Origin of the sequence: Pseudomonas sp. PDNC002 (genome assembly GCF_016919445.1) — a bacterium.
GTDB lineage: Bacteria > Pseudomonadota > Gammaproteobacteria > Pseudomonadales > Pseudomonadaceae > Pseudomonas.
Genome location: NZ_CP070356.1, coordinates 4,219,042 through 4,231,161, shown reverse-complemented (window position 1 = coordinate 4,231,161; position 12,120 = coordinate 4,219,042). Strand labels below are relative to the sequence as shown.

The 12,120-nt window shown below is 65.4% G+C and carries 13 protein-coding genes; 10 read left to right on the top strand and 3 right to left on the bottom strand.

What is annotated here, in order from left to right; all coding sequences use genetic code 11:
* Positions 1-2: 2 nt before the first annotated feature.
* The 6 genes from JVX91_RS19230 (at position 3) to JVX91_RS19205 (ending at position 6,569) form a co-directional block, all read left to right on the top strand.
* Positions 3-650 carry a glutamine cyclotransferase gene (locus JVX91_RS19230; RefSeq protein ID WP_205335766.1) on the top strand — a complete coding sequence of 216 codons (648 nt, stop codon included), beginning with the start codon at positions 3-5 and terminating at the stop codon, positions 648-650.
* Positions 651-715: 65 nt separating this feature from the next.
* Positions 716-1,165 (top strand): isoprenylcysteine carboxylmethyltransferase family protein, encoded by a 450-nt coding sequence (locus JVX91_RS19225; protein ID WP_205335765.1) that lies wholly within the window; start codon positions 716-718, stop codon positions 1,163-1,165.
* 114 nt (positions 1,166-1,279) lie between these two features.
* On the top strand, positions 1,280-1,972 hold the full coding sequence (locus tag JVX91_RS19220; RefSeq protein ID WP_205335764.1) for a response regulator transcription factor: 693 nt from the start codon (positions 1,280-1,282) through the stop codon (positions 1,970-1,972).
* The gene (locus tag JVX91_RS19215) at positions 1,972-3,345 is read left to right on the top strand and encodes a sensor histidine kinase (RefSeq protein ID WP_205335763.1); all 1,374 of its coding nucleotides are present in this window, start codon (positions 1,972-1,974) and stop codon (positions 3,343-3,345) included. Before JVX91_RS19220 ends, JVX91_RS19215 begins: the two co-directional genes overlap by 1 nt.
* 73 nt (positions 3,346-3,418) lie before the next feature.
* On the top strand, positions 3,419-5,653 hold the full coding sequence (locus JVX91_RS19210) for a TonB-dependent siderophore receptor (protein WP_205335762.1): 2,235 nt from the start codon (positions 3,419-3,421) through the stop codon (positions 5,651-5,653).
* Between the two features lie 22 nt (positions 5,654-5,675).
* Positions 5,676-6,569 carry an alpha/beta hydrolase gene (locus JVX91_RS19205; RefSeq protein WP_205335761.1) on the top strand — a complete coding sequence of 298 codons (894 nt, stop codon included), beginning with the start codon at positions 5,676-5,678 and terminating at the stop codon, positions 6,567-6,569.
* A gap of 282 nt (positions 6,570-6,851) precedes the next feature.
* On the opposite strand, the gene JVX91_RS19200 is transcribed toward JVX91_RS19205, so the two are convergent.
* Positions 6,852-7,745, bottom strand: a complete 894-nt coding sequence (locus tag JVX91_RS19200; protein ID WP_205335760.1) for a LysR family transcriptional regulator — start codon at positions 7,743-7,745, stop codon at positions 6,852-6,854.
* 90 nt (positions 7,746-7,835) lie between these two features.
* Here JVX91_RS19200 and JVX91_RS19195 point away from each other — a divergent pair, with 90 nt between their 5' ends.
* The gene (locus JVX91_RS19195) at positions 7,836-8,612 is read left to right on the top strand and encodes an NAD(P)H-dependent oxidoreductase (RefSeq protein WP_205335759.1); all 777 of its coding nucleotides are present in this window, start codon (positions 7,836-7,838) and stop codon (positions 8,610-8,612) included.
* 189 nt (positions 8,613-8,801) lie between these two features.
* On the opposite strand, the gene JVX91_RS19190 is transcribed toward JVX91_RS19195, so the two are convergent.
* On the bottom strand, positions 8,802-9,617 hold the full coding sequence (locus JVX91_RS19190; protein ID WP_205335758.1) for an aminotransferase class IV family protein: 816 nt from the start codon (positions 9,615-9,617) through the stop codon (positions 8,802-8,804).
* A 122-nt stretch (positions 9,618-9,739) separates the two neighbouring features.
* Between JVX91_RS19190 and gcvA the strand changes: the two genes are divergently transcribed.
* A complete protein-coding gene (gene gcvA / locus JVX91_RS19185; RefSeq protein WP_205335757.1) occupies positions 9,740-10,651 on the top strand; it encodes a transcriptional regulator GcvA in 912 nt (303 codons plus the stop codon).
* A 2-nt stretch (positions 10,652-10,653) separates the two neighbouring features.
* Here gcvA and JVX91_RS19180 read toward each other — a convergent pair whose 3' ends face one another.
* Positions 10,654-11,061 (bottom strand): glycine zipper 2TM domain-containing protein, encoded by a 408-nt coding sequence (locus tag JVX91_RS19180; protein ID WP_240201781.1) that lies wholly within the window; start codon positions 11,059-11,061, stop codon positions 10,654-10,656.
* A 242-nt stretch (positions 11,062-11,303) separates the two neighbouring features.
* Between JVX91_RS19180 and JVX91_RS19175 the strand changes: the two genes are divergently transcribed.
* Together JVX91_RS19175 and JVX91_RS19170 are read left to right on the top strand one after the other, a co-directional pair.
* Positions 11,304-11,708 carry a hypothetical protein gene (locus tag JVX91_RS19175; RefSeq protein ID WP_205335755.1) on the top strand — a complete coding sequence of 135 codons (405 nt, stop codon included), beginning with the start codon at positions 11,304-11,306 and terminating at the stop codon, positions 11,706-11,708.
* Positions 11,709-11,775: 67 nt separating this feature from the next.
* Positions 11,776-12,117, top strand: coding sequence for an FKBP-type peptidyl-prolyl cis-trans isomerase (locus tag JVX91_RS19170; protein ID WP_024766480.1), 342 nt, complete (start codon positions 11,776-11,778; stop codon positions 12,115-12,117).
* The last annotated feature ends 3 nt before the right edge of the window (positions 12,118-12,120 follow it).

The following is a 12,120-nucleotide window of genomic DNA, read 5'->3' as shown; positions in this document are numbered from 1 at the left end:
CCATGACTCGCTACAAGCAATCTCCCGCAGAAGTACTCCAGGAATACGGCCCATACCCGGGCGTCGAGACCGTCGCCGGCGTGACCTGGGACGGCGAGCGCGTCTGGATCGCCACCGGTGACCATCTCCAACGGCTGGACCCAGCCAGCGGCGAGCTGGAAGCGTCGATCGCGGTTCCCGCCCACGCCGGTACGGCCTTTGACGGCAAGTTCCTGTACCAGATTGGCGAAAGCATCATCCAGAAGATCGACCCGGCCAACGGCAAGGTACTGGCCACCATTCCCGCGCCGGGCAGCGGCGGCGACTCCGGCATGGCCTGGGCGGAAGGTTCGCTCTGGGTCGGCGAGTACCGCGCCAGGAAAATTCATCAGATCGACCCGGAAACCGGCGAAGTCCTGCGTACGATTGATTCAAATCGTTTCGTCACCGGCGTGACCTGGGTCGAAGGCCAACTCTGGCATGGCACCTGGGAGCCGGAAGCGACCTACAGCGAGCTACGCCGCATCGACCCGCAGTCCGGCGAGGTTCTGGAGCAGTTGGACATGCCCGAGGGCGTGCACGTTTCGGGGCTTGAGGCGGACGGAGGCGAACGTTTCTACTGCGGCGGTGGCAACAGCGGCAAGGTGCGCGCGGTACGTCGGCCGCGCTAAGGGCGGCAATCTGGGCTAGTGTGGGCACCTCACTGGAGATGGCCGCACTGGCCCGGAGAACAAGCATGGATTGGCTGGAACACCGCATTCCCCCGCCCCTGGTAGCGATCATCAGCGGCCTGCTGATGTGGCTGGCTGCCCCAACGTTGGCGCCGCTGGGCGGTCGCTTGTGGCTGGCACTGCCGGTGGTCCTCGCCGGTGTCGCGGTGTGCCTGGCGGGCGTCGCCTCATTTCGCCGCGCCCGCACCACGGTCAATCCGCTGAAACCCGAAAGCGCCTCCTCCCTGGTGATCGCGGGCATTTACCAGTACACGCGCAACCCCATGTACCTGGGCTTCGCCATCATTCTGCTGGGTTGGTGCGTGTTCCTCGGCTCGACGCTGGCGTTGATCGGCGTGGCGCTCTTCGTGCTGTACATCAACCACTTCCAGATCCGCCCGGAAGAGCGTGCGCTCCGGGAATTGTTCGGTGCGGAGTTCGATGCCTTCTGCGCCAGGGTGCGACGTTGGGTCTGAGCCGCGTTTGCCAGACAGGCATTTGGCAGACAGGCATTTGGCGAATTGCCATTGCCTTCTGACAGAAAGGAATGAGATATTTGCAAATGCTAAATATTCTCAACAAGGTTTATCGTGTCCCCTTCGCTCCTGCTGGTGGAAGACGACTCCCGTCTGCGCCTGGACCTCGAACGTCATTTCTGCCAACGCGGTTTCTCCGTCACCACCTGCGCCAACGGTGATCAGGGCCTGGTGGCCGTGCACCAGAACGACTTCGACCTGGTGCTGCTGGACATCATGCTGCCGGGGGTCGATGGCCTGTCCCTGCTGGATACCTTGCGCAGCGCCCGCGCCACTCCGGTGATGCTGATGTCCGCATTGGGCGCGGAGCAGGATCGCATCACCGGCTTCACCCGTGGCGCCGACGACTACCTGCCCAAGCCCTTCAGCCTGGCGGAACTGGACGCGCGCATCGATGCCTTGTTGCGCCGGGTGCACCTCGACCGCGCCCACACCACGCCACACCCGCAGGGATCGCTGCATTTCGATGATGAGCTGCAGGACGTTTCCCGCAATGGTGAACACGCGGGACTGACACACTCCGAGTACCGCCTGCTGGCCACGCTGAACGCCCATGCCGGCGAGGCGCTGTCCAAGAGTTTCCTCTACCAGAGCGTGCTGCATCGCGCCTACACCCGCCTCGACCGGGGGCTCGACGTGCACGTCTGCAACGTACGCCGCAAGCTCGCCGCCATCGGCGCGCAGCAGGTGCAGATACAGGCCGTGCGCGGCCAGGGTTACATCCTGGTGGATGCGGAACGTCACTGATGCGGCGTCATCCGCTGCTGTGGAAGATCGCCGCGTTACAGGTCGGTTTCTGCCTGTTGTTGACCTGGCTGATCTGGACCTGGGGCCTGTCGCTGGAACGCAGCACCTATTTCCTCGGTGAACCTGACCGTGAGTACCTCGCGCGTTACGCCGAGCAGGCGGAAATGGTCTTCGACCAGCGCGGCGCCGCAGGTGTCGAGCGCTTCCGCCAGGAACTGTCCGCCGCCGAAGACACCTGGGTGGCGGTGATCGGCGACCACCTGCAGAGCCTGGGCACTACGCCGCTGACGGCGGAGGAATCGAGCCACCTGACCTTCATGCGCAAGCTCGACTGGCCCATGAGTCGGCGCCTGCAGGACGAGCTGCCCTACGTCAGCATCGAATTTCCCCGGCACCCCGAGCGCGGCCGGTTGGTCATGCAGTTGCCGGAGCGCCTGCTGCCCAGCGGGCTGACACCCTGGACGCACCTGTTCAGCCACGGTGTGGTGCCCACGCTGCTCGCCGCCCTCCTCGGCCTGCTGATCTACCGTCACCTGGTGCTGCCGTTGAACCGCCTGCGCGCCCGCGCCGATGCCCTGCGCGCCGACGACCTCGACAGCGAAGGCCCAGGATCGACATTGGCCAAGCGCCGCGACGAACTGGGTGAGCTGGCCCTGGCCTTCGACCACATGGCAGAGCGCCTGCGCCACAGCCTGGCGCAACAGCGCCTGCTGCTACGCACCCTGTCCCATGAGCTGCGCACGCCGCTGGCGCGCCTGCGCATCGCCCACGACTCCGATCTACCACCGGAGCAACTGCGCGAACGGCTGGACCGTGAGATCAACGACATGCAACGGCTACTGGAAGACACCCTGGATCTCGCCTGGATGGACACCGAACGTCCGCAGCTGGAACGCGAGCCGGTACTGGTGCTGTCGGTGTGGGAAGCCCTGCGCGAGGACGCCTGCTTCGAGAGCGGCTGGGATGCCGAATGCCTGCCCTGCTCGCTGGGCACCGACTGCGTGGTGCAGGTGCACCTGGACAGCTTCGCCCAGGCCATCGAGAACCTGCTGCGCAACGGCATCCGTCATTCCCCACGCGGCGGCAGCGTGCGTCTGGACGGCTGGCGCGAAGGCGGGTTCTGGCACCTGTGCGTCAGCGATGATGGCCCCGGTGTCGCCGAGGAAGACCTGGAACGCATCTTCCAGCCCTATCAGCGGTTGCAGCCATCGGAGTCCAGCGGTTTCGGCTTGGGCCTGGCCATCGCCCGGCGTGGCGTCGAACTGGCGGATGGGCGCCTATGGGCGGAGAACGGCCGGACCGGTCTGTGCCTGCACCTGCTGCTCCCCGCGGTCTGCGCGAAAAGTTCCGCGCACAAGTGTTTAGAAAGTTAATGCGCTTTACTGGCAAATAGCAGTCATTATCATTTGTGATCTCTTAGTAATAGCCCTCCGCCGGAGATCACCGATGTCCTCCCGTCCGATGCAGTTCCTTCCGCCCTTCCTGCTGCTGTCCAGCTGCCTGCTGTCCTTCGCCGTACAGGCCGCCAGCGCCGATTCCGATGTCGTCGAATTCGACAGCGAGACCATCGTCGCTACCGCCGCCGAGGAAGCCAAGCAGATGCCGGGTGTGTCGATCATCACCGCCGAGGACATCAAGAAACGCCCGCCCGCCAGCGACCTCTCGCAGATCATCCGCACCATGCCCGGCGTCAACCTGACCGGCAACTCCACCAGCGGCCAGCGCGGCAACAACCGGCAGATCGACATCCGCGGCATGGGCCCGGAGAACACCATGATCCTGGTGGACGGCAAGCCGGTCAGCAGCCGTAATGCCGTGCGCTACGGTTGGCGCGGCGAGCGCGATTCGCGCGGCGACACCAACTGGGTGCCGGCCGACCAGGTGGAGCGTATCGAGGTGCTGCGCGGCCCGGCGGCGGCGCGCTATGGCAACGGCGCGGCCGGCGGCGTGGTGAACATCATCACCAAGCAGGCCGGCAAGGAAACCCACGGCGACGTCACCGTCTACAGCAACTTCCCGCAGCACAAGGACGAAGGCGCTACCCAGCGCATGACCTTCGGCCTCAACGGCCCGCTGACCGACACCCTGAGCTACCGCGTCTACGGCAACGTCGCCAAGACCGATTCGGACGACTGGGACATCAACGCCGGCCACGAATCCAACCGCACCGGCAACCAGGTCGGCACCCTCCCCGCCGGCCGCGAAGGCGTGCGCAACAAGGACGTCAACGGCCTGCTCAGCTGGCACCTGACGCCGGAACAGACCCTCGATTTCGAGGCCGGTTTCAGCCGCCAGGGCAACATCTACACCGGCGACACCCAGAACACCAACAGCAACGCCAACGTGAAGTCCATGCTCGGTCACGAGACCAACCGCATGTACCGCGAGAACTACTCGATCACCCACCGCGGCGAGTGGGACTTCGGCAGCTCCATGGCCTACCTGCAGTACGAGAAGACCCGTAACAGCCGCATCAACGAAGGTCTCGCCGGCGGCACCGAGGGCATCTTCAGCAACACCGATTTCTACACCGCCACCCTGCGCGACCTGACCGCCCACGGCGAAGTGAACCTGCCGCTGCACGCCTGGCGCGACCAGACCCTGACCCTGGGTAGCGAATGGGTGCAGCAGAAGCTCGACGACCCCAGCGCCAACACCCAGACCACCAGCGAGGGCGGTTCGGTACCGGGCCTGACCAGCAGCAACCGTGACACCACCTCGCAAGCGCAGATCTTCTCGCTGTTCGCCGAAGACAACATCGAACTGCTGCCCGGCACCATGCTCACTCCGGGCCTGCGCTGGGACCACCACAGCATCGTCGGCGACAACTTCAGCCCGTCGCTGAACATCTCCCACGCGTTGACCCAGAGCGTCACCCTGAAGGCCGGCATCGCCCGCGCCTACAAGGCGCCGAACCTGTACCAACTCAACCCCGACTACCTGCTCTACAGCCGCGGCCAGGGCTGCTACGGCCAGAGCACCAGCTGCTACCTGCAGGGCAACGAAGATCTCAAGGCGGAAACCAGCGTCAACAAGGAATTGGGCATCGAGTTCCAGAAGGACGGCCTGGTCGCCGGCCTGACCTACTTCCGCAACGACTACAAGAACAAGATCGAGTCGGGCCTGTCGCCGATCGATCAGGCTACCGGCGGCAGCGGCAGCTACGCCAACGCGGCGATCTACCAATGGGAGAACGTACCCAAGGCGCTGGTCGAGGGCCTGGAAGGCACACTGACCATCCCGCTGATGGAGCAGCTGAAGTGGAGCAATAACTTCACCTACATGCTGCAATCCAAGAACAAGGAAACCGGTGACGTGCTCTCGGTAACGCCGAAGTACACCTTGAACTCCATGCTCGACTGGCAGGCCACCGACGCCCTGTCGCTGCAGGCCAGCGTCGCCTGGTACGGCAAGCAGAAGCCGAAGAAGTACGACTACCACGGCGACCGCGTCACCGGCAGCGCCAACAACGAGCTCTCGCCGTACGCCATCGCCGGGCTGAGCGGCACCTACGTGTTCACCAAGAACCTGAGCTTCACCGCCGGGGTGGACAACGTCTTCGACAAGCGCCTGTTCCGCGAGGGCAACGCCCAGGGCGTGAACGGCATCGAGGGCGCGGGCGCCGCGACCTACAACGAACCGGGCCGCACGCTCTATACCAGCCTCACCGCGTCCTTCTGATTCGTAGAACGAGAAAAGCCTGATGAGACTCCGCCTCCTGGCCCTGGCACTGGCATTCGCCGTGCCGGGGCTGGCAGCGCACGCCGCGCCTGCCCCTGACCAGAAAATGGACACGACCCTGCTGCAACGCAGCGACCTGGCCTACCGCTTCAGTGAACTCAAACTGGATTCCGCCGATGGCCAGCGCCACTACCAGCTGTGGATTGCCCGCCCGCGCCACCCGGCTCCGGCCACCGGCTATCCGGTGGTGTGGATGCTCGACGGCAACGCCGCCATCGGCGCACTGGACGAAAAGCTGCTCAACGACCTGAACAACGGCAAGGCGCCATTGCTGATTGCTGTGGGTTACCAGACGCCCCTGCGCATCGACCGCACCGGCCGTACCCGCGACTACACCCCGCCGCGTCCGCAACTGGCCGTGCAGAAAGACCCGCTCACGGGGGACCCGAGCGGCGACGCCGACGCCTTCCTCGACCTGATGCGCGACCGCATGCTCCCGGCAGTGGCCGCCCAGGCGCCCATCGACCGCTCGCAGCAGACGCTCTGGGGCCACTCCTACGGCGGCCTGCTGACACTCCATGCGTTGCTCACCCGCCCACAGCAGTTCAGTTTCTACGCTCCGGCCAGCCCTTCGCTGTGGTGGGGCGACGGCGCCATTCTCCAGGAGCAGGAAGGCTTTGCCCAACGTCTAGCCGGGCACTCCGCACAGCTGCTGCTGATGCGCGGCGGCAAGGAGCCCTTCAAGCCGCGCGAGGACATCACCCCCAGCGCGCCGCGCGCCGCGCAGCAACTGGTAGAAAACGTGGGCAAAGTGCCCGGCATGCAGGCGCGGTTCCATGCCTTCGACGGCATGAGTCACGGGCAAACGTTGGAGGCTTCGCTGCGCTACCTGCTGCAGTCTCGATTCGTGCAGTGACCTGATGCGGCGCTGTGTGCCGGATACACCCTCTCCCCAGCCCTGGCTAAGCGCCCCGCTCCGAAGGGAGAGGGAGCCGCCCTTTCGCGGCTGACGCCATCGCTTCATCCTGCGCGGAACTGTCCCCTCTCCCTCTGGGAGAGGGTTAGGGTTAGGGAATACCCCGCGCAGGACTCTGATCAATGCACCCTGTAGGAGCGAGCTTGCTCGCGAACCGCCCAGCGCCGTACTCGCCGGCGAGTTTGTTCGCGAGCAAGCTCGCTCCTAAAAAAGCATCAACGCTCAAACTGACGCCGCAATCTGCTCCCGCAACCACCGATGCGCCGGATCGCGGTGCGAGCGCTCGTCCCAGAGCATCGACATCTCGTACCCCGGCACCTCCACCGGCGCTTCCACCACCCGCAGCGCCGGGTTTTCCCGCACCAGCCGTGCCGGCACCATGGCCACCAGATCGCTGCTGGCCACCGCCGCGATAACGAAAAGAAAGTGCGGCACCGACAGCACCACGCGCCGGCTCAATCCCACCGCCGCCAGCGCCTCGTCCGTCACACCGCTGAAGCCACCGCCATCGGGCGAAACCATCACGTGCTCCAACTGGCAGAACTGCGCCAGGCTCGGTTTGCGCTTGAGCTTCGGATGCCCCGCACGGCCAGCCAGCACGTAGCGCTCGCTGAACAGCGTGCGCCGGCGCATGCTCGGCGGGCTGCCTTCGGTGGTGTGGAAGGCCAGGTCGATCTCGCCCTGCTCCGCCTGCCGGGCAATACGCGGTGGCGACAGTTCCAGCAGCGCCAGGCGAGTGCCCGGTGCGCTGGTACGGATAGCACTCAAAGCCGGCAGCAGGATGGTCGACTCACCGTAGTCGGTCGCGGCGACGCGCCAGGTGTTCTGCGCCACGGCCGGGTCGAAGGGATCGGACGGAGCTACTGCCTGTTCCAGAGCTTCCAGCGCTAGACGCAGGGGTTCGCGCAGGGATTCGGCACGCGCTGTCGGCCGCATGCCGCGCGGGCCGGGCAGCAACAGCGGGTCGCCGAAGATGTCGCGCAGCTTGGCCAGATGGACGCTGACCGAGGGCTGGGAGAAGTTCAGCTGCTCGGCGGCACGCGTGACGTTGTGCTCGCGCAGCAACACGTCGAGGGTCACCAACAGGTTGAGGTCGAGGCGGCGAAGATTATTCATCCGTATACCTGGGATACTGGATATTCATTTCCACTATACCTGGCGAGATCGCATCCTGCGCGCATCCCCACCTGACGGATGACCGCCACCATGAACGTACTGATCGTCTACGCCCACCCGGAACCGCGCTCGCTCAATGGCTCACTGAAGGACTTCGCGGTGCGCCGCCTGCAGGCTGCCGGCCACGTCGTGCAGGTCTCCGACCTGTACGCGATGAACTGGAAAGCCACCTTGGATGCGAGCGACAGCCTGGATCGCGACCCCGAAGCGCGCTTCGCCCCATCGCTGGACTCCGAGCGTGCCTACGCCTCCGGCAGGCAAAGCATGGACATCGCCGCCGAACAGGAAAAACTGCGCTGGGCGGATACCGTCATCCTGCAGTTCCCGCTCTGGTGGTTCACCATGCCGGCAATTTTCAAAGGCTGGGTCGAGCGCGTGTATGCCTATGGCTTCGCCTACGGCGTGGGCGAGCACTCCGACGCACGCTGGGGCGACCGCTACGGCGAAGGCAACCTGTCCGGCAAGCGGGCCATGCTGATGGTCACCATGGGTGGCTGGGACTCGCACTACAGCCCGCGCGGCATCAACGGGCCGATCGACGACCTGCTGTTCCCGATCCACCACGGCGTGCTGCACTACCCCGGCTTCGACGTGCTGCCGCCGTACCTGGTCTACCGCACCAGCCGGGTGGATGGCGAGCGCTACAGGCAGATCGAACAGGAGCTCGGCGAGCGCCTGGACACGCTCCAGACCACCGCTCCCATACCCTTCCGCCGGCAGAATGGCGGCGATTACCAGATTCCCGCGTTGACCTTGCGCGATGAGATCAATCCTCAGGCAACCGGTTTTACTGCGCATCTGGATTGAGCCCCTGTTCGCGAGCAAGCTCGCTCCTACAAGGAGCTGCGCGCATGCACCTGTAGGATTTTCGTAGGGCGCATAACGCGTCAGCGTTATCCGCCGAACCATCGCCGGCGGATAACCTGTTCCAGGTTATTCGCCCTACAGTCTGCCAGCCTGATTATTGGGCGGGATTGCCCACGAACCGCCCAGCCCTCAGGGCTGAACACGCGGCTCTGCCTCGAAGGCGCTGCGCAGCAACTCGACGAACTCCGGCGCCGGGGAAAATTCCACGTCACCGATGCGACTCACCGGCACGGCCGGCGTCCAGGAGTTCATCACCACCGCACCGGTCAGCCGCGGCAGGTCCTGAAGGTCAATACCGCGCGTAACCTGGCGGGCCCCGAGGCGTTCCAGTTGCCGCTGGAGAATGCCCATGGTGGTGCCGGTGAGCATCTTCGCCCTCGGCCAGACCACCGTCTCGCCGTCCCAGAAGGCCAGGTTCCAGATCGTGGCCTCACTGAAGCGGCCGCGATGATCGACGAACACGGCGTCGTCGAAACCGGAGGCCACTGCCTCGCGCAGGTACCAGGTCTTGGCGATCTCGCCGACGTGCTTGATCTCCGGCAGCACCCTTTCATGTCCGGCGATGGCCAGTGCCAGCGGGCCTTGCGGGCCGTCGGAAGGCGGCGCGGTGCGCACCAGCAGTTCGGGCCGATGCTCGGGACCGGCAACGGTGAATTCTCCGGCGGGCGAGTAAACGGTGGCCATCAGCGACACATCCGCCGGCGCTTCCTCCAGCGCGGCACGCAAGGCGGCGCGGATTTCCTCGTCGGAATGCCCCTGGCCGAATAGCCGTTGCGAAGCGTTGCGCAGACGATCCAGGTGCAGGTCCAGGCCGCGAATGCCGCCGTCACGCACCTGCATGGCGGTGAAGTGCGCATAGCCGGCAAAGGCCAGGGGCGCGAGGTCGTCGGCGCTGGCCGGCTGCGCGTTGCGCTGGGTGATGTAGGGTTGGATGGCGGCTGTCATGGGGTGGCTTCCTCTGCTCGGTGATCTTCAAACTCAGATCAGGTGAAGCCACTATCGGCCTTTGACGAAGCCAGGAAAAACGAGTATTTCTCGACGGATTATCAAGCAGGATTTGAAGATCGATGAGTCGCTCCTTTCCCGGCATCCGTGCCCTGCGCACCTTCGAGGCGGCTGGCCGTCACCTCAATTTCACCCGTGCGGCGGAAGAAGTCGGCCTGACGCCCGCCGCGGTCAGCCACCAGATCAAGGAGCTGGAAGACCAGCTCGGCCTCGGTTTGTTCGTGCGCACCAGTCGCAGCATCCAACTGACCCCGGCGGGCGCGTTGCTGCTGGAAGCGGCGGTCGAATCCCTCGGTCTGCTGCACCGCGCCACCGTCCGCGCCCGGCGGCTGGCGCGAACGTCCGAGCAGCTACGGGTCTCGCTGACAGCCCGGTTCGCCACGCACTGGCTGCTACCGCGCCTGCCAAAGTTCCGCGCACTGCATCCGGGGCTGAAGCTCAGTTTCGATATCAGCGACGAGCTGCGGGATTTCGCCGTCGACGACATCGACCTGGCCATCCGCTTCGGCAGCGGACACTACCCCGGCCTGGTCGCGGAGCGCCTGTTCGATACCCAGATAGTGCCGGTGTGCTGCCCGAGCCTGCTCAGCGAAGGCCCGCCCTTGCGCGAGCCGCGCGATCTGCAGGCGCATACCTTGTGCCATGTGGTGTGCGAGACCGAAGGCGCCGCCTGGCCGGACTGGTCGCGCTGGATGGCAGCCGCTGGCGTGGAAGACTTCGACGCCAGCAGCTGCGTGATCTTCGAGGACACCAGCCATGTGGTGCAGGCCGTGCTGGAAGGTGGCGCGGTCGGGCTGGCCGACCAGGCCATGGTTGCCCGCGAACTGGAACAGGGCCTGCTGGTGCAGCCGTTCGAGCTGGGCGTGCGCGTCGCCCAGGACTATGCCTATAACCTGGTCTACCCGCAGGCCAGTGCGGAAGACCCACGGGTAAGGGCCTTCCGCGACTGGGCACTGGCCGAGCTGGTCGACTGACCTCAGTCGTTCTGCGGCACCACGCGGGCGCCGGCGCCCTGCCCTTCGATGTAGACCTTGCTGCCGGGCTTGAGCTCGGCATTCACCGGCTGGGTCACCGAGACCAGCACGCCGTTCTTCATCCGCACGATGATCTGCTGCGCTTCCTGCGGCTTGTCGTACTGGCGCTGCTCGGCGTAGTTGCCGCCCACGCCACCGGCCAGCGCACCGGCGATCATCGCCACGTCGCGCCCGGTACCCCGACCGATCAGGCTACCCAGCGCCACGCCCCCGAGTCCGCCCAGAATGGCGCCAACGCCGGTGTCATGGTTGGTCTTCACCTGAGTATCGGTCACCTGCTCGACCACACCCGTACGGATCTCCATCTCTCCCGGCCCGGCGTTACCGCTGCCACCCCCGCCCGTATCCATAGCGGCGCAGCCGACCAGGAAAGCGCAGAGCCAGGCGAGGAATCCATGCTTGAGGTGCTTCATGTAGGTCTCCTTGTGAGGTTCGATTGCCGACCCCGATGGCGCGTGCCATCCAGCTTGCTGAGCATTGCCCGGATTCCACGGATTTCCCGTCGCCACGGCGTTTTGCGACGGACGGTCAGGCTCGACGGCCATCCGTGACCGGAGCAGACTGCTCGCCTGTTTCAGCGAGGAAACGGCACATGTTCGAGCGCGACGGCGTCACCTACGAGTTCCACCACATGGGCATTCCCAGCGATGAGCCGCGCGAGGGCGAGCGCTACAGCGCGCTGTACGACATGTACACCAGCGATGCGAGCACCGAGTTGCTGCACGTGCAGTACCACCGATTCGGCCCTGGCAGCACCTTGCACGTACTCATGCGTACCCAACCGCATCCCGCCTTCAAGGTCTCCGACCTGGAGCGCGCGGTGCGAGGCAAGGAAGTGATCCTCGGCCCTTACGAGCCTATCGACGACTACCGCGTCGCGGTGATCATCGACGGCGGCGTTCCAGTGGAGCTGATCCAGACCGGCCTGAGCGATGAGGAAATCTGGGGGCGCGCCCGCAGCGGCCAGCAGGCGAGCCTCTACGCCAAGCCCGAATGAGGCTTGCCAGCGCCGGACTTTCCTGCGAAAACGCACGCCCTTCGCCACCGCAACACGAGAACACCCCATGAGCAACGAACTGCAGATCGAAGATATCGTCGTCGGCGACGGCAAGGCCGTGGTCAAGGGCGCCCTGATCACCACCCAGTACAAGGGCACCCTGGAGGACGGCACCGTCTTCGATTCGTCCTACGACAAGGGCCGTCCGTTCCAGTGCGTGATCGGCACCGGCCGGGTGATCAAGGGCTGGGACCAGGGCCTGATGGGCATGAAGGTCGGCGGCAAGCGCAAGCTCTTCGTCCCGGCGCACCTGGCCTACGGCGAGCGCCAGGTCGGCGCGCATATCCAGCCCAACTCCAACCTGCTGTTCGAGATCGAACTGCTGGAAGTCCTCACCCGCGACGATTGATCG

Coding starts and splice junctions, on each gene's coding strand:
- JVX91_RS19210 (WP_205335762.1), top strand. CDS start 3,419: ATGTCCTCCCGTCCGATGCAGTTCCTTCCGCCCTTCCTGCTGCTGTCC.
- JVX91_RS19225 (WP_205335765.1), top strand. CDS start 716: ATGGATTGGCTGGAACACCGCATTCCCCCGCCCCTGGTAGCGATCATC.
- JVX91_RS19200 (WP_205335760.1), bottom strand. CDS start 7,745: ATGAATAATCTTCGCCGCCTCGACCTCAACCTGTTGGTGACCCTCGAC.
- JVX91_RS19230 (WP_205335766.1), top strand. CDS start 3: ATGACTCGCTACAAGCAATCTCCCGCAGAAGTACTCCAGGAATACGGC.
- JVX91_RS19205 (WP_205335761.1), top strand. CDS start 5,676: ATGAGACTCCGCCTCCTGGCCCTGGCACTGGCATTCGCCGTGCCGGGG.
- JVX91_RS19170 (WP_024766480.1), top strand. CDS start 11,776: ATGAGCAACGAACTGCAGATCGAAGATATCGTCGTCGGCGACGGCAAG.
- JVX91_RS19175 (WP_205335755.1), top strand. CDS start 11,304: ATGTTCGAGCGCGACGGCGTCACCTACGAGTTCCACCACATGGGCATT.
- JVX91_RS19215 (WP_205335763.1), top strand. CDS start 1,972: ATGCGGCGTCATCCGCTGCTGTGGAAGATCGCCGCGTTACAGGTCGGT.
- JVX91_RS19195 (WP_205335759.1), top strand. CDS start 7,836: ATGAACGTACTGATCGTCTACGCCCACCCGGAACCGCGCTCGCTCAAT.
- JVX91_RS19190 (WP_205335758.1), bottom strand. CDS start 9,617: ATGACAGCCGCCATCCAACCCTACATCACCCAGCGCAACGCGCAGCCG.
- JVX91_RS19180 (WP_240201781.1), bottom strand. CDS start 11,061: ATGGATACGGGCGGGGGTGGCAGCGGTAACGCCGGGCCGGGAGAGATG.
- gcvA (WP_205335757.1), top strand. CDS start 9,740: ATGAGTCGCTCCTTTCCCGGCATCCGTGCCCTGCGCACCTTCGAGGCG.